This is a genomic window from Bradyrhizobium sp. UFLA05-108, assembly GCF_059803455.1.
In genome coordinates, this window is sequence record NZ_JBANAZ010000038.1 from 72,859 (window position 1) to 92,060 (window position 19,202).

The following is a 19,202-nucleotide window of genomic DNA, read 5'->3' on the forward strand; positions in this document are numbered from 1 at the left end:
TCGTGACGCAAAGCGCTAGGTCGCACGGTGTAGCATGCCGTGCTTTGCACCCGGGCATTTGGGTCCGGGCTTTCACAAGGATTGTGATGTCCTCATACCGATCGGCTGCCTGCCTCCTCGCCGCGTTGCTTTCGACTTGTGCTCTTTCAACCGGCGGGGCATTTGCCCAGACAACGGTAACATCCGCACCACCCAGCAGCTTCACGCTCGGCAACGGCCTCCAGGTCGTGGTGATTCCCGACCACCGCACGCCCGTGGTCACGGAGATGATCTGGTACAAGGTCGGCTCGGCCGACGAGACGCCCGGCAAATCGGGGCTCGCCCATTTCCTCGAGCACCTGATGTTCAAGGGCACGGAGAAACATCCGGTCGGCGAATTCTCTCAAACCGTGCTGCGCGTCGGCGGCAACGAGAACGCCTCCACCTCCGTCGACTACACCAACTACTATCAGCGCGTTCCGCGCGAGCAGCTACCGACCATGATGGAGTTCGAAGCCGATCGCATGACCGGGCTCGTGCTCAAGGACGAGAACGTGCTGCCCGAGCGCGACGTCGTGCTCGAGGAATACAACATGCGTGTTGCCAACAGTCCCGAGGCGCGGCTGAACGAGCAGGTCTTGGCCGCGCTCTATCTCAACCATCCCTACGGCCGGCCAGTGATCGGCTGGCACCAGGAGATCGAGAAGCTCAATCGCGAGGATGCGCTGGCGTTCTACCGCCGCTTCTATGCGCCGAACAACGCGATCCTGGTGATCGCCGGCGACGTCGAGGTCGCCGACGTGCGCCCGCTGGTCGAGCGCAATTTCGGCCCGATCCCGGCACAGCCCGCGATCCCCGCACAACGCATCCGTCCGCAGGAGCCGGAGCCGGCCGCCCCGCGCACCGTCACGCTGTCCGATCCGCGCGTCGAGCAGCCCGGCGTGCGCCGCTATTACCTCGTGCCGTCGGCAACCACGGCGGCGGCCGGCGAGAGCGCTGCGCTCGACGTGCTTGCGCAACTGATGGGCAGCGGCAGCAACTCCTACCTCTACCGCGCGCTCGTCGTCGACAAACCGCTCGCGGTCTCGGCCAGCGCCAGCTATTCGAGCACCTCGCTCGACCCGAGCCAGTTCGCGATCTCGGCCTCGCCCAGACAGGGCGTCAGCTTCGCTGAGGTCGAGCAGGTGATCGACGGCGTGATCGCCGACATCGTGCAGAACCCGATCCGGCCTGAGGATCTCGAGCGGGTCAAGACCCAGCTCATTGCCGAGGCGATCTACGCCCAGGACAATCAGGCGGTGCTGGCGCGCTGGTATGGCGGCGCGCTGACCACGGGTCTGTCCATCGAGGACATCCGCAGCTGGCCGGATCGCATCCGCGCCGTCACCGCCGAACAGGTGCGCGCCGCCGCGCAAAAGTGGCTCGAGAAGAAGCGCTCGGTCACCGGCTACCTGATCAAGGACACCACCACCGCCAAGCGCGAGGAGAAGCGTTCGTGACCTATCCCTTCCTTCGTGGCATCGCGCTCTCCGTCGTCACCTCGGTGACGCTCTCTTTGGCGTCCATCTCGCCGTCGCAGGCCGCGGCCAAGATCCAGCACTTGACCTCGCCAGGCGGTATCGAAGCCTGGTTCGTGCAGGACGCGACGGTGCCGCTGATCGCCATGGAGTATTCCTTTGCTGGCGGTGCGTCGCAGGACCCCAAGGACAAGCCGGGCGTCGCCAACCTCGTCGGCGACCTCCTCGACGAAGGCTCCGGCGATCTCGATTCCAAGACCTTCCACGAGCGGCTCGACCGCCGCGCCATCGAGCTCTCCTTCAACGCCAGCCGCGACACGTTCCGCGGCAGCCTGCGCATGCTCCGCGACAACAAGGATGAGGCTTTCGACCTGTTGCGGATGGCGCTGACCTCGCCGCACTTCGACACCGCCGACGTCGAGCGCATCCGTTCGCAGGTCATCTCGGGCCTGCGCCGCGACACCACCAATCCGACCGCGCTCGCCAGCCGCAAGTTCCTGGAGATCGCCTACGGCGATCATCCCTACGGGCGGCAGACCAGCGGCACGCTGGAGAGCGTGCCGACCATCACGGTTGCCGACATGAAGGACTATGTCGGCCGCATCCTCGCCAGGGACACGCTGAAGGTCGCCGTCGTCGGCGACGTCGACCCGGCAACGCTCGGCAAGCTGCTCGACAAGACCTTTGGCAGCCTGCCGGCCAAGGCGAACCTCACCCCGGTCGCCGACGTCGAGCCAGCCGCGCCGCCGCAGCGCGCCTTCGTGCCACTCGACGTGCCGCAGACCGTGATCACCTTCGGCGGCCCGGGCGTGAAGCGCAGCGATCCGAACTTCATGGCCGCCTACGTCGTCAACCACATCCTGGGCGGCGGCGGATTGTCCTCCCGGCTCTATCGCGAGGTACGCGAGAAGCGCGGGCTCGCCTATTCGGTGTTTGAATCGCTGTTGTGGATGGAGCACTCGGCCGTGTTCATCGGCAACACCGGCACGCGCGCCGACCGCGCCGGCGACACCATTGACGCCATCGAGAAGGAGGTGCGCCGCATCGCCGAGGAGGGGCCGACGCAGAAGGAGCTCGACGAGGCCAAGTCCTACCTCAAGGGCTCGCAGATGCTGGCGCTCGACACCTCCTCCAAGCTCGCCCAGGCGCTGCTGCAATATCAGCAGGACAAGCTGCCGATCGACTACATCGAGAAGCGCAATGCCATCGTCGATGCCGTGACACTGGATGATGCCAAGCGGGCCGCCAAGCGGCTGTGGGGCCAGGGTCTTCTGACCGTCATCGTCGGCCGCGCGCCCCAGGCGGCCGCGCAGCCCGCCGCAGCGACCGCGCCGAAGTCGAACTGACCCTGCGATCTTCGCATGGAATGGCCGGGCTTGCCCCGGCCATTCGCATTTTCCATGATGCAGCATTGCCAAATGAGGGTGCCCGCGATAGGTCGAGGCATCACGAATGGTGCACCATGCTGCGGATTTCCCGCGATCTCGTCATCGACGAAGACGACATCGAGATCGGTTTCGTGCGCGCCTCCGGCCCGGGCGGGCAGAACGTCAACAAGGTCGCGACCTCGGCGCAGCTTCGCTTCGACACGCGCAAGCTGACCTTGCCGGAGGACGCTGCCCTGCGCCTTGCGCGCCTCGCCGGCCAGCGCATGACCAAGGACGGCGTCATCGTGATCCAGGCGCAGCGTTTTCGCACCCAGGAGCGCAACCGCCAGGATGCGATCGACCGCCTGCTCGAAATGCTCAAGGAAGCCATGGTGCGGCCGACGCCACGGCGCGCGACGCGGCCGACCTTTGCCTCCAAGCAGCGCCGGCTCGATGGCAAGAAGCGCCGCAGCAACATCAAGGCCGGCCGCGGCGGACGCTTCGACGATTGAGCGACAAAAAACCTCCGGGCGCAGAGCGACCGGAGGTTTGCTGCATGTCGTTCCGGCGTTAGTAGCGCTTGCCGCTGGCAGCAGTGCCCGAAGCGGAATCGTTGACCGTTCCCTTGCGCACTGCGCTGCCCGTGGTGCCGACCGTGCCCTTCGTTCCCTTGGTCGACTTCATGCCCGTTTGCTCGCCCGCGGCTCCCTGCTGTGCGCCGAGTTCTTCGTCCTCGCTGGCCGGCGCGGCGCCCTGCATAGGTTTGCTTTGCACGGTGCCCGTCTTGACGCCGGATGACGCACCTTGCGCGAAAACCGGCGCGGCAATGAGGGCCGAAAGAGCGCATGCGATCACAGAGGTCTTCACCAACTTCATCCATTTCTCCTGGATTTTTCGCGATGAACGATTCGGCTGCTCCCCGCGCCGCTCGCATGTGCCGGACCATTTCATCGCCTAGAGAGTTCGAACGGCGCGAACCGTCATGCAATCCGCGTCGTGTGGTCATCGTTTAGGGATTTCTGGGCGGTTTCGCGGAATTGTGTTCCTCATATGCGGCAGCGCGGAACACACGCAAACCGCGAGCATGTCCTCTTGCGACGAAACAGCCCGCTACTACCACTGCATGCTTGGCGCCGCCTAGAGTTTGCGCACGCTGACGTTGATGTGAATGGGCGGGTTCTTGGCGATGCGCGCAGTCGTGGTGGGGTTGTGCACCGCAGTGGTGCTGATGGTGCGGGTCGCCGATGCGCAAATGCCGTTGCCGGCTGCAAAGCCGCCGGATGGCGCAACGCTCTTCAAGCAGCAATGCGCGGTGTGCCACACGACGAACCTGTCGGAACCAATGCGGCAAGGCCCGCCACTGGTCAAGATCGTCGGACGACTGGCCGGCAAGGCTGAAGGGTTTCACTATTCGCAAGGGCTCGCGAAGGCGGACTTTGTGTGGGACGAGGCCCGGCTCGATGCCTGGCTGGCCAATCCGCAGGCCGTCATTCCCGGTGTCGTCATGGCCTATCGGCAGGCCAAGCCCGAGACGCGCGCCGCCATCATCGCTTATCTGAAGGAGCTGAACTGATGGCGAAGCCGGTTCATTCCATGATCCGCGTGATCGACGAGGCACGCTCGCTCGACTTCTACAAGCGCGCCTTCGGCCTCGAAATCGCCGACCATCTGAAATTTCCGGACTTCGCCCTGATCTATCTGCGTCATCCATCCTCACCTTTCGAGGTCGAGCTGACGGTCAATTTCGATCGCGAGGAGCCGTACGCGCTCGGCGATGGCTACGGACATCTCGCCGTGGTGGTCGAGGATCTCGACGCCGAACACGCTCGTTTCGAGCGCGAGAAGCTGGCACCCGGACCGCTGCGCGACTTCAAGCATGACGGCAAGACGCTGGCGCGCTTCTTCTTCGTCAGTGATCCCGATGGCTACAAGATCGAGGTGATCCAACGGGGCGGGCGTTTCAACTAATTAAAGCACAAAATCACGGAGGAATCCCATGAGAGAAGTCGATCGTCGAAGCAAGCATAGTCGCCGCGTCTTCCTTCAGGGCGCGGCAACGGCCGTTCCGGTCGTGGCCGCGGCGACCAGCGTCGGCGTGAGCATCGAAAACGCGTGGGCCGACGACGCCAGCGCGCTGGAGCCGGCGACGATGAAGACGCTGTTGAAGGTTGCGCGCGACATCTATCCGCACGACGTTCTCGGCGACAGCTACTACATCACAGCAATCAAGCCGTGGGACGGCAAGGCGGCCAAGGATCCCGCGGTCAAAGCCCTCATCAGCGACGGCATCGCCAGGCTCGATCAGAACGCGCGGGACCGCCATAAGGCACCCTATGCCGAGGTGCCCTGGGAAGCCGACCGCGTGGTGCTGCTGAAGGAGATCGAGCAGAGCGACTTCTTCCAGAAGGTGCGCGGCGATCTCATCGTGTCGCTCTACAACCAGAAAGAGGTCTGGCCGCGGTTCGGCTACGAGGGCTCATCCGCCGAACACGGCGGCTACATCAACCGCGGCTTTGCCGACATCGACTGGCTCTCGAAAGCTTAAGTCGCACCCCAACGGTTCAGGAGAAACGCATATGGCAAAATTCGATCTGAACGACAATGGCGTTGTGGTGATCGTCGGCTCCGGTGCCGGAGGCGGCACGCTGGGCAACGAGCTCGCGCAGAAGGGCGTCAAGGTCGTCATTCTCGAAGCCGGTCCGCGCATCGAGAATCAGGACTTCATCAACGACGAGTGGGACAGCTTTTCCCAGCTCGCCTGGTCGGACGCGCGCACCACGTCGGGGACCTGGCGCGTCGCCAAGGACTTCCCGAATCTTCCCGCCTGGATCGTCAAGGCAGTCGGCGGCTCCACGGTGCACTGGGCCGGCGCGTCGCTGCGCTTCGACGAGCACGAGTTCAGGGTGAAGAGCACCTACGGCAACATTCCCGGTGCGAACCTGCTCGACTGGCCGGTCACGCTCGCGGAGATGGAGCCGTGGTACGCCAAGGCCGAGGACAAGATGGGCGTAACCCGCACCAACGGCATTCCCGGACTTCCCGGCAATAACAATTTCAAGGTGCTCGAGGCCGGCGCCAAGAAGCTCGGCTACAAGACCGTGCACACCGGCAATATGGCGATCAACAGCCAGCCACGCGATGGCCGCGGATCGTGCCAGCAGATCGGCTTCTGCTTCCAGGGCTGCAAGTCCGGCGCGAAATGGTCGACGCTCTACACCGAGATCCCGAAGGGCGAGGCGACCGGCAATCTCGAGGTCCGGCCCAACAGCATGGCGATCAAGATCGAGCATGATGCGAGCGGCAAGGTGACCGGCGTCGTCTACGCCGACGAGACCGGCGCGATGCAGCGCCAGAAGGCCCGCATCGTTGCGGTCGCCGGCAATTCGATCGAAAGCCCGAGGCTGCTGCTCAACAGTGCCTCGAACACATTCACGGACGGCCTTGCCAACTCGAGCGGACAGGTCGGTCGCAATTACATGCGCCACATGACGGGCAGCGTCTATGCGGTGTTCGAGAAGTCGGTGCACATGTATCGCGGCACGACCATGGCCGGCATCATCCGCGACGAGGCGGCCAACAATCCGAAGCGCGGCTTCGTCGGAGGCTACGAGATGGAGACGCTGTCGATCGGCCTGCCCTTCATGGCGGCGTTCCTCAATCCCGGCGCCTGGGGGCGGCCGTTCACCGCTGCGCTCGACGGCTATCCGCGCATGGCCGGCATGTGGCTGGTCGGCGAGGACATGCCGCAGGAGACCAACCGCATCACGCTCGATCCGACCGTGAAGGACAAGTTCGGAATGTCGGTCGCAAGTGTGCATTTCGACGATCATCCCAACGATGTCGCGATGCGTGCCCACGCCTATAAGCAGGGTGCGGCGGTCTACGACGCCGTCGGCGCCACCGTGACCTATCCGACACCGCCCTATCCGAGCACCCACAATCTCGGCACCAACCGGATGAGCGAGAAGCCGCGGGATGGCGTGGTCAACAAGTTCGGTCAGACCCACGACGTCAAGAATCTGTTCGTCTCGGACGGCAGCCAGTTCACCAGCGGCGCGGCCTGCAACCCGACGCTGACCATCGTCGCGCTCGCGATCCGCCAGGCGGACTACATCGCCGGCGCGATGCAGAAGAAGGAAATCTGAGGTCCAATACTCGTCGTTCGGGACTCATACCGCCCGTCACTGATGGATTGCGCGGTATGGGTCCTGGCGCCACGACGACATCGAGAATGCGGTGACAGACGCGCTGAGCAGCTATTCAGCCGCATCGAGAATAGGCGCGACGGCACCCTTGAACTCCTGCACCTGGACGACGTTCTTGGAGCGGTAGATCAGGCAGGAACAGCGCAGCAGCGAGGCGAAATTGTTGACCTCGCCATGATGGTCGAGGACTTCGTTGTAGAGCGTCGTCAGGAACTTGCCGAGGCTCATGCTCTCCTTGGCCGCGATCTCCTCCAGCGTGTCCCAGAACGCCATTTCCAGCCGGATCGAGGTGCAATGCCCGCCGATCCTGAGCGAGCGGGTCTGGGACTCATAGTCGCGTTGGGGCTGATGCGCGAACAAATGGCACATGGCGTCCTCCCGTCCTGTTGCCGTTTTTTCACGATGCTACACCCGCACTCCACGGCTCACAATCAGGACCGACGGAGGGGACGGGCCCATTGCCGGCACGCGATTTTTTTCGAACGTCCAATGTCTTCAATGTGATAGACCGCCCTCTTCCCCAGCCCGCCACATAGGCGTTGCTCAACACATGCTTTTGACGCAACACGGCTTAAGATAGCGGTCCAAGCGAATCCAAGTCCGAGCCCATGCCCGTCCGTCAGCTTCCAGAGCAAGTCGTCAACCGCATCGCCGCCGGCGAGGTGGTCGAGCGTCCGGCTAGCGTGGTCAAGGAGCTCGTCGAGAACGCGATCGATGCCGGCGCGAGCCGCATCGACGTCTTCACCGATGGCGGCGGGCGGCGGCGGATCGGCATCACCGACGACGGCAGCGGCATGACGGCGAGGGACTTGTCGCTCGCAATCGAACGCCACGCCACCTCGAAGCTCGACGACGAGGACCTCCTGCAAATCCGCACGCTCGGGTTCCGCGGCGAGGCGCTGCCCTCGATCGGCTCGGTTGCGCGGCTCTCCATCACCACGCGCCACGCCAGTGAGCCCCATGCCTGGGCGCTGTCAGTCGAAGGCGGCGAGAAGTCCGAGATCATGCCGGCAGCGCTTGCACACGGCACGCGCGTCGAGGTCAACGATCTCTTCTATGCCACGCCGGCGCGGCTGAAATTTCTGAAGACCGACCGCACCGAGGCGGAGGCGATCCGCGAGGTGGTGCGGCGGCTGGCGATGGCGCGGCCCGACGTCGCCTTCACGCTCGCAGGCGAGGAGCGCGCGCCGGTCACCTGGGCCGCTGCCCTGCCCGGCGCTGCCGGCCGGCTGACGCGGCTTGGCGATATTTTGGGAGCGGAATTCCGCAGCCACGCGATCGAGGTTCATGCCGAACGCGACGGCGTCGTCGTCGCAGGTTACGCGGCAGCCCCCGCGCTGACAAAGGCGAATGCGCTCGGGCAATATCTCTTCGTCAACGGCCGCCCGGTGCGCGACAAGCTGATCTTAGGGGCGGTGCGCGCGGCCTATTCCGACTATCTGCCGCGCGACCGCCATCCGGTGCTGGCGCTGTTCGTCACGCTCGAGCCGCGCGAGGTCGATGCCAACGTGCATCCGGCCAAGACCGAAGTGCGCTTCCGCAATGCCGGGCTCGTGCGCGCGCTGATCGTGCATGGATTGAAGGAAGGTCTTGCGCGCGAGGGACGACGCACCGCCGCCAACAGCGGCGGCAGCGCGCTGTCGTCATTCCGCCCCGCGTTCACGCCGCGCCGCGGCAATTGGGACTGGCGGCAGTCGCCATCCGCTCCGACGGCACCGCTGCCGTCCTTCGAGGGCAGCGCTGCGCCCGCTTTCGCGGAGCGTCTGCAGGCCGCCTTCGACGTCGGCGCGCCGACCGCCGATGTGCGAATCGAGACGCAGCCCGCCGGCGATCTCATTGATCGCCCGCTCGGCGCTGCGCGCACGCAGATCCACGAAACCTACATCGTGTCGCAGACCCGCGACGGCCTCATCATCGTCGACCAGCATGCTGCCCATGAGCGCATCGTCTATGAACGGTTGAAGGCATCGCTGGCGAGGAACGGCGTGCAGCGGCAGATTCTCTTGATCCCCGAGATCGTCGAGATGGACGAGGCGACGGTGGAACGGCTGCTTGCGCGCAGCGACGAACTGGGTTCGTTCGGTCTCGCAATCGAATCCTTCGGCCCCGGCGCCGTCGCGGTGCGGGAGACGCCGTCGCTGCTCGGCAAGACCGATGCAGGTGGCCTGTTGCGTGATCTGTCCGAGCACATGGCCGAGTGGGACGAGGCGCTGCCGCTGGAGCGCCGCCTCATGCACGTCGCCGCCACCATGGCCTGCCACGGCTCGGTGCGCGCCGGCCGCAGGCTCAAGCCAGAGGAAATGAACGCATTGCTCCGCGAGATGGAGGAGACACCAAACTCTGGCCAGTGCAATCACGGCCGGCCGACATATGTCGAGCTGAAGCTCGCCGATGTCGAGAAGCTGTTCGGGCGAAGGTGATCCCGATGTCGTAGGGTGGGCAAAGGCGCAGCGCGCCGTGCCCACCATCTTTCCATGATAGCGATAGAAGCGGTGGGCACGCTTCGCTTTGTTCACCCTACGACAGCGAAGCTATGGCCGCTTCAAAAACACGAACTCCGTGTCATCGTAAGCGCGCCGCTCGAGCTCCTCGAAGCCTTCAGGCGCGGCGAATTGCGCGGCCTTCGCTTCTTCAACGACGAGGACAGCGTCCGCCGTCAGCCAGCCGCCATCACGCAATGAGGCAATCGCCTTCTCAGCCAGCCCCTTGCCATAGGGTGGATCGAGAAACACCAGCGAGAACGGCTCGACCGGATGCGCAGGTCCAAGGTCCGTCGCGTCGCGACGATAGACCTTCGTCACGCCGCCGAGGCCCAGCGCCTCGACATTGTTGCGCAGCAGCGCGCGCGCCTCAGCGCCGTTGTCGACGAACAGCGTAAATTTCGCGCCGCGCGAGGCCGCCTCGATGCCGAGCGCGCCGGTGCCGGCGAAAAGATCGAGCACGCGCGCGCCTTCAATCGGATCGTCGTAGGCGTGCACGAGGATGTTGAATACGGACTCGCGCAAACGATCCGCCGTGGGACGGATGTCGCGCGAGGACGGCGAGGCGAGATTGCGCCCCTTCAATCGTCCGCCGACGACGCGCATTTACTCGTCTTTCGGCCTGAGATCACGCTTGCCGTGATAGCCGCGCTTGGGACGGCGCGGCGGGCCATAGCCGCCTGCTTCCATCTCGTTGCGCTCGCGTGCCTCCTCGCTGCCGGTGCGCTGCACCAGCACACGGCGGCCCTTGCGGTCGTTGATCACGGCGCGCTTCGTCGGCTTCTTCTCGCGTGGAGCATCGTCGTCGCGAGAGGCGGAATTCGAGGGCACGTCGAACTGCGCACCCGACCTCTCGATCACCTTGTCGCCAAGCTGCTCGCGCAGCACGCGCGACTTGATCTCGTCGACCTGGCCTTCGGGGATCTCGCCGAGCTGGAACGGACCATAGGACACGCGGATCAGCCGGTTCACCTCGAGCCCGAGATGGGCGCAGACGTTGCGGACCTCGCGGTTCTTGCCTTCGCGGATTGCGAACACCAGCCAGACATTGGCGCCCTGATCGCGCTCGAGCGTCGCGTCGATCGGGCCGTATTTGACGCCCTCGACCTCGATGCCGTTCTTCAAGGCGTCGAGCTGGGCCTGCGTGATCTCGCCATGGGCGCGCACGCGGTAGCGGCGCAGCCAGCCGGTGTCGGGCAATTCCAGCGTGCGCGCGAGGCCGCCATCGTTGGTGAGCAGCAACAGTCCTTCGGTGTTGAAGTCGAGCCGGCCGACGCTGATCAGCCTTGGCAGGCCTTCCGGCAGGTTGTCGAACACGGTCGGACGCCCCTCGGGGTCGTCATGCGTCGTCATCAGCCCGCGCGGCTTGTGATAGAGGAACAGCCGCGTGCGCTCGCGCGGCGGCAACGGCTTGCCGTCGACGGCAACGACGTCATTCTGCGTAACGTCGAGCGCCGGCGAGTTGATGACGCGTCCGTTGACGGTGACGCGGCCCTGCGTAACCATTTCCTCGGCATCGCGCCGCGAGGCCAGGCCAGCGCGGGCCAGCACCTTGGCGATGCGCTCGCCGGCCTTCTTGGGCTTGGGTTCTTCCTCACGACGGGGCCGCCGATCGAAATCACGATCGCGCTCGCGATAGGCGCCGCGGCCCCCGAAGGCGGGACGCCTGGTGAATATCTGACTGTCGTCCTCATTGTCGCGGCGCGGCCGATCGCGGAAGCGGCCTTCGCTGCGCGGATGCTCTTGCCAGTCCATGCGGCCCTCCGGCCGCTTGTCGCGCGGCCGGCCGAACTTCGGACGGTCGTCGCCAAAGCGTTCCTCGCGCGAGCGCTGGAAACGCGGACGATCTTCGCCACGGCCACCCTCTCGCCGGTCGTCGCGCTGACGCCACGGCTTTTCGTCGCCGCGATCACGGTCGCCAAAATCCTTGCCGAATGACTTGCGTGGACGATCGCCGCGCGGCCCGCCGTCGCGCTTCTGCCACGGCTTCGAATCGCCGCGGTCGTCACGATCCCGCGGCCGGTCATCGAAGCTGCGCTTGCGATCGCCGAAGTCGCGCTTGCGCTCCTTTCCTTCGAAGTCACGATCGCGGCCAAAGTCCTTGCGTGGCCGGTCGGAGCCGCCGCGCGAAAACTTCCTGTCGTCGAACCGCCGCTCGGACCGCTCGCCGCGCGGCGCGCGCTCGTCAGAAGCGAACTGCGGACGGTCCCCGCGCGGCTTGAACGGGCGGTCGCCATTTGACTTGAACGGGCGTTCGCCCTTTGGCTTGAAGCTGCGCTCGCCGCGGTCCTCGCGACCGCGGTCGTCGCGCTTGAAGCGCGGCCGGTCGCCATAGTCGCGACGCGGTGCATCACCATCCTCGCGGCGGCGGAACGGGCGGCTGTCGCGGTCGCCGCGAGACGGGCGCTCATCGCGATCGCCCTTGCCGGCAAAGCCGCGCTTGGCGAACTTCTTCTCGGGGCCGCGCGGCTTGCCGGTGCGGCCCTTGGACGGGCCTCGTTCACGCCGGCCGCGGGAATCGTTGTCTTTGTCGCTGTCGCGAGGCATGAATAATCTCACTTAGGGGGTGGCGCGATGAGCATTATGCGCGCTCGTTCGGAGCCGCATGCTCAGGCAAAATCGGTATCCACTCTTGCTGAAGGCGGAGCTAGTAGCAGGTTTCTGGCGATGATACGAGGCATGAAAGCCCCTTCTTTCATGGATTTGGCGCTCAAAACGGCCGAAAATGCCGGAAAATCGGGCGAAGTTCCGATAGGATGCGTCGTGGTGCGCAATTACGAGGTCATCGCGACCGCCGCCAACAGAACGCTGACCGATCATGACCCCACGGCCCATGCCGAGATCATCGCGCTGCGCGAAGCTGCCAGGAAGATCGGCAGCGAGCGGCTGGTCGATTGCGACCTCTACGTGACGCTCGAACCCTGCACCATGTGTGCGGGCGCGATCTCCTTTGCAAGGGTCAGGCGGCTCTATTACGGCGCGGCCGACCCCAAGGGCGGCGCGGTCGAGTCGGGGGTGCGGTTCTTCGCCGCCCCGACCTGCCATCACACGCCCGAAGTCTACTCCGCGGTCGGCGAGAGCGAGGCCGCGCGGCTCCTGCGCGAGTTCTTTCGCGAGCGGCGGTAACTTGCCACGCACACCGCCGTCATTCCCCGCGAAAGCGGGGAATCCAGTACGCCGCGACCTGTCGATTGAACTACAGCCGTCTCGGCGTACTGGATCGCCCGGTCAAGCCGGGCGATGACAGTTGAATTTGTGGTGACAGTGTGGGTCAAGCCGAGAAAAACTCGCGCAGCGCCTTCGCGGTCACGTCGGGATTTTCCTCCGTGAGAAAGTGCCCGGAATCCACCGGCATGCTCTGAACATTCGTCGCCCATTGCTTCCAGGTGTCGAGCGGCGTGGCGGCGGCCTGGGCGACACCGGCGTTGCCCCAGAGCGCGAGCATCGGGATCGTGATCTTCTTGCCGGCCGCAACATCCACCTTGTCGAGCTCGTAGTCGAAATAGGCGCCGGCGCGATAGTCCTCGCACATCGCATGGATGCGGGCGGGGTCGCGGAACGGGGCGAGATAATGCTCGAGCGCGCGCCTGTCGATCGCGTCCAGCGTCTTCGATTTGGTCTGGCTCGCCATCTTGAAGCGCAGGAAGAACTCGCCATTGCTCGCAATCAGCGTCTCCGGCAGCGGTGCGGGCTGCGCCAGGAAGGTCCAGTGATAGATCTTCAGCGCATACTGCCGGTTCATCCGCTCCCAGTAATCATAGGTCGGCAGGATATCGAGCACGGCGAGCCGCGACAGCCGGCCGGGATGATCGAGCGCGAGGCGATAGGACACGCGCCCGCCGCGGTCGTGACCGGCGAGCGCGAAATGCACGTGGCCGAGCTGCTCCATAGCCTCGACCATGCTCTTCGCCATCGCGCGCTTGCTGTAGGGCGTATGCTGCGCATCGCTGTCCGGCATGTCCGACCAGCCATAGCCCGGCAGGTCGGCGATGATCAGCGTGAAGCGGTCGGCAAGCTCAGGCGCCACGCGGTGCCACATCACGTGGGTCTCGGAGAATCCGTGCAGCAGCAGCAGCGGCGGCCCCTTGCCGCCGACGCGGGCGAAGATGCGGCCCGAAGAGGTGTTGATCCATTCGGAGGCAAAGCCCGGGTAGAGGTCGGCGAAATCGGACATGAGTTCCATCCCCTCGAATGCCTTGTCCGGCCACCTTTAGCGAGCGGCCACGGTGCCCCCATCCCAAAACGTCGAAAACAACCCCATGCAAAGTAGCACGGCGATCGCCCGCAAGCGCGCTTCCGATGCGCGCTTTCCGGAAAAACGTCAGTTAGATCTTGGCCTTCTCCGCCTCTACTGCCTGCCAGCCGATGTCACGGCGGCAAAAGCCGTCCGGCCAGCGGATGCGGTCGACCGCCTGGTAGGCGCGCGCCTGCGCCTCGGTGACAGTCTTGCCGAGCGCGCAGACATTGAGCACACGGCCGCCATTGGCGAGGATCGCGTCGTCCTTCGCCACCGTGCCAGCATGGAAGATCTCGACCGTGTCGACCTTGGCGGCCTCGTCGAGCCCTTCGATGCGCGTGCCTTTCTGATAGTCGCCGGGATAGCCCTTCGCCGCCATCACGACGGTGAGCGCCGATTCCGGATACCAGCGCAGATCAAAATTCCTGAGTTGCCCGTCGCAGGAGGCGAGCAGCGCCGGCACGAGGTCCGACATCATGCGCAGCATCAGCACCTGACACTCGGGATCGCCGAAGCGGACATTGAACTCGAACAGCTTTGGGCCCTGGGTCGTCAGCATGATCCCTGCATAGAGCACGCCGCGGAACGGTGTGCCGCGCTGCTTCATGCCTGCGACCGTCGGCAGGATGATTTTGGCCATGATGGCGTCGTGGATCGCCGGCGTGACCAGCGGCGTCGGCGAATAGGCGCCCATGCCACCGGTGTTCGGGCCGACGTCGTGGTCGAACACGCGCTTGTGGTCCTGGGCAGAGGCGAGCGGAATGGCGGTCTCGCCGTCGCACAGCGCAAAGAAGCTGATCTCGCGGCCCGGGAGGAATTCCTCGATCACCACCTCGGTGCCGGCCTCGCCAAAGGCACCGTCGAACATCATGGCGATGGCGTCCTCGGCTTCGCGGATGGTCTTGGCGACCACGACGCCCTTGCCGGCGGCAAGGCCATCGGCCTTGACCACGATCGGCGCGCCCTGGCTATGAATGTAGGCGAGCGCCTCCCTGGCATTGGTGAAGCGCTTGTAGGCGCCGGTCGGAATGCCGAACTCGGAGCAGAGCGCCTTGGTGAAACCCTTGGAGCTTTCGAGCTGGGCGGCCGCCTTGCTCGGTCCGAACGCCTTGATACCGGCTGTCGTCAGGTCATCGACGATGCCAGCCGCGAGCGGTGTCTCCGGACCAGCCACGACGAGCTCGACAGCGTTGGTCTTGCAGAAGCTGATCACGGCGGCATGGTCGGCGATATCGAGCGCGACGCATTCAGCCTCGCGCGCGATACCGGCATTGCCCGGTGCGCACCAGAATTTGGTGACCAGAGGAGACGCCGCGATCTTCCATGCGAGGGCATGTTCGCGGCCGCCGGAACCGAGCAGGAGAATGTGCATGCAAGTCTCAAAACGGGGGTGTGCTGGCCGCGTCGGTCGCACGAATCCGCGCTGGCCTCAAGGGGGTCGTTCCAACACCGCCGTCATTCCGGGGCGTCGCGAAGCGACGAACCCGAAATGACGATGAAGAGGGCTCGCAGCTAGCCCTGCTTCCCCGCAATGATCTCCTGCAACGTCGCCACATGCCGCGCGAAGGCGCCGCGGCCAGCAGCGGTGGCGGTGACGGTGGTCTGCGGCTTTTTGCCGACAAACGCCTTCTCCACCGAGACGTAGCCGGCCTTGGCCAGCGTCTCGATATGCGCGCCCAAATTACCGTCGGTGGCGCCGGTCAGCTTCTTGAGCCGGGAGAATTCGAGACCCGACGTCCCCGGCAGCGCGTTCAGCGCCGCCATGATCTTGAGCCGCAGCGGCTGGTGGATGATGTCGTCGAGCTCGGCCATGGCACTAGCTCCGCCGCATCCAGAGGCCGCCGAGGATGAGGCCACCACCATTGACGAAGGCCATCCACAGCGGAAAGGCCTCGCCGATGTAGAAATAGCCGATCAGCGTCAGCGCGGTGATACCGAGTCCGATCGCGACGAAGGCGTTGCCGAACCAGAGGCCCGCCAGCGCGTAGAACAGCATAAAGTAGATAGTCCAGAACGCGCCCTGTTGGCGTGGCGTGAAGTGCCCGAGCACCAGCGCGCAAAAATAGCCGAACGCGATGAGCAGCAGGAAGGCAACGAACGTCCTGACATCGAAGCTGCGGACGCCTGTCCTGGCGCGGTTGGAGGCACTGACGGCAAACGATCCGGCGATGCCGAAAACATAGACTGCGAACCAGATGTAATAGCCCTGACGCGGCCAGAGGTAGGTTGCGACGTTCGCCGCGAAGACAAGCCCACCCCAGAGGACCATCATCAGGCTGGCGAGATCGTAGATCCGTGACTGCCGCAGGCGCTGGACGATGTCGTCGATCTCGGCCAGCGCTTCGGAGGCCTGCTTGCTGTCGATCATGACTGTCCCGCTCCACGCGTCGCCACGTCGTCCGCGATCGCCGAGACCGCCTTCGGATTGGTGACGATGCCCATGTGGTTGATGCCTTCGAGGACCTTGACGTCGATGGACGACTTGATCGCCTGCACGGTGCCTGCATAATTGTCCGAGATCATCATCTCGTCCTCGGCGCCGCCGAAGATCGTCATTGGGCGCGTCACATTGGGCAGGTCGATGCGATAGCCGCGCGTGGCGAAGTTGCGCATGAGGCGGTCAGAATAGGTGGAGACCAGGATCTTCTCGTAATTCGGCGGCACGGCGAAGGCGAGCACCGGAAGCCCTGAACAGCAATCGATGCCTAACTTGCGGAGTGCGGCGAGGCCGAAGAGGCGCGGGATGTCGGCATTGGCCCAGCCACCGGAATGCGGCTTGTTGGTCGGCGCGTCGTAACCGAGATAAGGCGCGAGCAGCACGGTGCGCACGAACATGTCCTGCATGATGGGCGTCGCGGCGACGCGCAGCGAGAAGCCGCCGCCGGCGGAATGGCCGATCAGGGTCAGCGGCAAGTCCGGCGCGCTCTTGCGGACATGCGCGACGAAATCGACGAGATCGTCCTCGAGCTGGCCGACATGGCCGATATCGCCATGCGTGCCCGAGCCACCGTGGCCGCGCATATCGAGCGCCCAGGTCTCGACCCCGCGCGCGGCAAGCGCCGCCGTCAGCGCGTGATTGACCGTGCCTGATGAGCCGGAGGAGCCGTGAATGAAGACCGCGCCGCGGCCGGTCGCCTGCCCCTTCGGGACGTAATGCCGGTAGCCCAGCCAGGTGCCGTCGCGAGCCTGGAAGCGTTCAAGTGCCGGCATCGTGGACCAGTCAATACCCTTGGCAGAGTCCGACACTGAGCGCATTTCAGGCGGGCGCTCCAGGGGGTTCGCGATCATCGCGGTCAGCAGCAGCGCGACGACGCCAACCCCACACAGGCCCCACTTCAACAGGCTCAAAGCACCTCGCAGCAACCGGATCGCCATGGCTCAAACTCCCGTTGGCTCTATCACCAATAGAGAACTCTATATTACAGAGTACTCTTTCGATCAAGTCTCCGATTGGCGCTTCCGGGCGAAAATCCCTAGTTTGAGTTTCGATCCCCAAATGCCGAATCGTTTGCCGATGCCGCCAGCGGAACCCTTGCTCAACACGCCCGAATTCACCGTCTCCGAGCTCTCTTTGTCCCTGAAGCGGACTGTGGAGGACACCTATGGCCATGTTCGCGTCCGCGGCGAGATCTCCGGTTTTCGCGGCGCGCACTCCTCCGGGCACTGCTACTTCGCACTCAAGGACGAGAGCGCCAAGATCGAGGCTGTGATCTGGAAGGGCGTCCATGGCCGGATGCGCTTCAAGCCGCAGGAGGGGCTCGAGGTCATTGCGACCGGCAAGCTCACCACCTATCCGGGCTCCTCAAAATACCAGATCGTGATCGAGGCTCTGGAGCCGGCCGGCATCGGCGCGCTGATGGCGCTGATGGAGGAGCGCAAGAAGAAGCTTGCCGCCGAGGGCCTGTTCGACGAGGCGCGCAAGCAGCTGCTGCCCTGGCTGCCCGAGGTGATCGGCGTCGTGACATCGCCGACCGGCGCCGTCATCCGCGACATCCTGCATCGCCTGGAGGACCGCTTTCCCCGCCGCGTGCTGGTGTGGCCGGTGAAGGTGCAGGGCGAAGGCTCGGCCGAGCAGATCGCGGCTGCGATCCGCGGCTTCAACGCGCTGCCGGAAGGCGGCAAGATTCCGCGGCCCGACGTGCTGATCGTCGCGCGCGGCGGCGGCTCGCTGGAGGATCTCTGGTCGTTCAACGAGGAGATCGTGGTGCGCGCCGCCGCCGAGAGCATGATCCCGCTGATCTCGGCGGTCGGCCACGAGACCGACATCACGCTGATCGATTTCGCCGCCGATAAGCGCGCACCGACGCCGACGGCGGCAGCCGAGATGGCGGTGCCGGTGCGCAGCGATCTGTTCGTCGAGGTCGCCGATCTCGCGCGCCGCACCCGCGCCTGCTGGCAACGCGGCCAGGAGAGCCGCCGCAATGAGTTGCGTGCCGCAGCACGCGCCCTACCGGCGGCGAGTGATCTTCTGGCGATCCCGCGGCAGCGGCTGGATTCCGCGGGCGCCGCCCTGCCCCGCGGGCTCAAGGCCAATACGCATGCGCATTTCCGCCGTTTCGCCGCGAGCAGTGCGCGCCTGACGCTGCGGGTGCTGCACGGGCAGATCGCGCAGGCCGATCATCGGCTCACGGTGTGCGGCGAACGGCTCGGCCTCTCCGCGCGCTCGCTGCTCCGGCAGCGGCGCGACCGCTTTGCCGGGCTCGAGGTTCGCTTGCGCGCCTCCAAGCTCTCCAACGCGCAGGCGCAGCGCAATGCGATCGCCCGGCAGCGCGAGCGCACCCACCGCCTGTCCGAACGTGCAAGCCGTGCACTGACGACGCTGTTGCAGCGGCTCGATGCGCGCGTGGAGAACAGCGGGAAACTGCTCTCCGCGCTGTCCTATCGCGGCGTGCTCGCGCGCGGCTTTGCGCTGGTGCGCGATGAGGCCGGACATCCCGTGCATGCCGCCGATGCGATCGGGCCGGGTGCTCGCGTCGAGATCGAGTTCGCGGATGGACGCGTGGGCGCGACCGCGGATGCGGACCGGCCGGCGCCTGAGGCGCGCACGCAGCCCAAGGCGGCACCACGCGAGGCGAAGCCGGCGCCAAAGCGCGTGGCGAAGCCGGTGGATCAGGGCAGTTTGTTTTAGAGTTGCAGGCGGAGCTTCCGCACGCTCAGCTGTCATTCCCCGCGAAAGCGGGGAATCCAGTACGCCGCGGCCTCTCCGTATTCGTCACCGTCTCTGGAATACTGGATCGCCCGGTCGAGCCGGGCGATGACGCCGAGAATGTGGAGCGCACTTGCCCCAAGCCCGTCATTGCGAGCGCAGCGAAGCAATCCAGGGTCTTTCCGCGGTGACAATCTGGATTGCTCACATGGGGAGTTGGTGTGTCAAGGTGGTTGGTCAGCTCTTTGTTCGATTGCAGGCCAGCTCTTCG

The 19,202-nt window shown here is 65.2% G+C and carries 19 protein-coding genes; 10 read left to right on the forward strand and 9 right to left on the reverse strand.

Features of this window, described 5'->3' with window-relative positions; all coding sequences use genetic code 11:
• Positions 1-86: 86 nt before the first annotated feature.
• The 3 genes from SO140_RS26110 to arfB all read left to right on the forward strand — a co-directional run bounded on the left by SO140_RS26110 (position 87) and on the right by arfB (position 3,375).
• A complete protein-coding gene (locus SO140_RS26110; protein WP_474798305.1) occupies positions 87-1,478 on the forward strand; it encodes a M16 family metallopeptidase in 1,392 nt (463 codons plus the stop codon).
• Positions 1,475-2,842 (forward strand): M16 family metallopeptidase, encoded by a 1,368-nt coding sequence (locus SO140_RS26115; protein ID WP_449382809.1) that lies wholly within the window; start codon positions 1,475-1,477, stop codon positions 2,840-2,842. Before SO140_RS26110 ends, SO140_RS26115 begins: the two co-directional genes overlap by 4 nt.
• A gap of 116 nt (positions 2,843-2,958) precedes the next feature.
• On the forward strand, positions 2,959-3,375 hold the full coding sequence (gene arfB / locus SO140_RS26120; protein ID WP_449382808.1) for an alternative ribosome rescue aminoacyl-tRNA hydrolase ArfB: 417 nt from the start codon (positions 2,959-2,961) through the stop codon (positions 3,373-3,375).
• 58 nt (positions 3,376-3,433) lie between these two features.
• On the opposite strand, the gene SO140_RS26125 is transcribed toward arfB, so the two are convergent.
• On the reverse strand, positions 3,434-3,739 hold the full coding sequence (locus tag SO140_RS26125; RefSeq protein WP_449382807.1) for a hypothetical protein: 306 nt from the start codon (positions 3,737-3,739) through the stop codon (positions 3,434-3,436).
• Positions 3,740-4,049: 310 nt separating this feature from the next.
• Between SO140_RS26125 and SO140_RS26130 the strand changes: the two genes are divergently transcribed.
• From SO140_RS26130 to SO140_RS26145, 4 genes are read left to right on the forward strand one after another with little or no spacing between them, the layout of a single operon-like run.
• The gene (locus tag SO140_RS26130; RefSeq protein WP_449382833.1) at positions 4,050-4,436 is read left to right on the forward strand and encodes a c-type cytochrome; all 387 of its coding nucleotides are present in this window, start codon (positions 4,050-4,052) and stop codon (positions 4,434-4,436) included.
• The gene (locus tag SO140_RS26135; protein ID WP_449382806.1) at positions 4,436-4,831 is read left to right on the forward strand and encodes a VOC family protein; all 396 of its coding nucleotides are present in this window, start codon (positions 4,436-4,438) and stop codon (positions 4,829-4,831) included. Before SO140_RS26130 ends, SO140_RS26135 begins: the two co-directional genes overlap by 1 nt.
• 28 nt (positions 4,832-4,859) lie before the next feature.
• Complete coding sequence (locus SO140_RS26140) at positions 4,860-5,408, forward strand: gluconate 2-dehydrogenase subunit 3 family protein (protein WP_449382805.1); 549 nt, start codon at positions 4,860-4,862, stop codon at positions 5,406-5,408.
• A gap of 31 nt (positions 5,409-5,439) precedes the next feature.
• Positions 5,440-7,008 carry a GMC family oxidoreductase gene (locus tag SO140_RS26145; RefSeq protein WP_449382804.1) on the forward strand — a complete coding sequence of 523 codons (1,569 nt, stop codon included), beginning with the start codon at positions 5,440-5,442 and terminating at the stop codon, positions 7,006-7,008.
• 111 nt (positions 7,009-7,119) lie between these two features.
• Here SO140_RS26145 and SO140_RS26150 read toward each other — a convergent pair whose 3' ends face one another.
• Positions 7,120-7,437, reverse strand: a complete 318-nt coding sequence (locus SO140_RS26150; protein ID WP_449382803.1) for a ribbon-helix-helix domain-containing protein — start codon at positions 7,435-7,437, stop codon at positions 7,120-7,122.
• A 239-nt stretch (positions 7,438-7,676) separates the two neighbouring features.
• Here SO140_RS26150 and mutL point away from each other — a divergent pair, with 239 nt between their 5' ends.
• The gene (gene mutL, locus SO140_RS26155; RefSeq protein ID WP_474798301.1) at positions 7,677-9,488 is read left to right on the forward strand and encodes a DNA mismatch repair endonuclease MutL; all 1,812 of its coding nucleotides are present in this window, start codon (positions 7,677-7,679) and stop codon (positions 9,486-9,488) included.
• Between the two features lie 111 nt (positions 9,489-9,599).
• Here the strand turns inward: mutL and rsmD are convergent, their stop codons facing one another.
• Both rsmD and SO140_RS26165 read right to left on the reverse strand, forming a co-directional pair.
• Entirely contained in the window at positions 9,600-10,154 is a 555-nt protein-coding gene (gene rsmD / locus SO140_RS26160) for a 16S rRNA (guanine(966)-N(2))-methyltransferase RsmD (protein ID WP_449382801.1), read from the reverse strand.
• Positions 10,155-12,095, reverse strand: coding sequence for a pseudouridine synthase (locus SO140_RS26165; protein ID WP_449382800.1), 1,941 nt, complete (start codon positions 12,093-12,095; stop codon positions 10,155-10,157).
• 120 nt (positions 12,096-12,215) lie between these two features.
• Between SO140_RS26165 and SO140_RS26170 the strand changes: the two genes are divergently transcribed.
• Positions 12,216-12,674, forward strand: coding sequence for a nucleoside deaminase (locus SO140_RS26170; RefSeq protein WP_449382799.1), 459 nt, complete (start codon positions 12,216-12,218; stop codon positions 12,672-12,674).
• Positions 12,675-12,819: 145 nt separating this feature from the next.
• Here the strand turns inward: SO140_RS26170 and SO140_RS26175 are convergent, their stop codons facing one another.
• The 5 genes from SO140_RS26175 to SO140_RS26195 form a co-directional block, all read right to left on the reverse strand.
• Complete coding sequence (locus SO140_RS26175; RefSeq protein ID WP_449382798.1) at positions 12,820-13,722, reverse strand: alpha/beta fold hydrolase; 903 nt, start codon at positions 13,720-13,722, stop codon at positions 12,820-12,822.
• Positions 13,723-13,873: 151 nt separating this feature from the next.
• Entirely contained in the window at positions 13,874-15,157 is a 1,284-nt protein-coding gene (gene purD, locus SO140_RS26180; protein WP_449382797.1) for a phosphoribosylamine--glycine ligase, read from the reverse strand.
• A 140-nt stretch (positions 15,158-15,297) separates the two neighbouring features.
• Positions 15,298-15,597: a winged helix-turn-helix domain-containing protein gene (locus SO140_RS26185; RefSeq protein WP_449382796.1), complete on the reverse strand. Its 300-nt coding sequence runs from the start codon at positions 15,595-15,597 to the stop codon at positions 15,298-15,300.
• A 4-nt stretch (positions 15,598-15,601) separates the two neighbouring features.
• Entirely contained in the window at positions 15,602-16,153 is a 552-nt protein-coding gene (locus SO140_RS26190; protein WP_449382795.1) for a hypothetical protein, read from the reverse strand.
• Positions 16,150-17,160, reverse strand: coding sequence for an alpha/beta hydrolase (locus SO140_RS26195; protein ID WP_449382794.1), 1,011 nt, complete (start codon positions 17,158-17,160; stop codon positions 16,150-16,152). The genes SO140_RS26190 and SO140_RS26195 overlap by 4 nt, the downstream gene beginning before the upstream one ends.
• A gap of 139 nt (positions 17,161-17,299) precedes the next feature.
• Between SO140_RS26195 and xseA the strand changes: the two genes are divergently transcribed.
• Positions 17,300-18,913, forward strand: coding sequence for an exodeoxyribonuclease VII large subunit (gene xseA / locus SO140_RS26200; protein ID WP_449382832.1), 1,614 nt, complete (start codon positions 17,300-17,302; stop codon positions 18,911-18,913).
• The last annotated feature ends 289 nt before the right edge of the window (positions 18,914-19,202 follow it).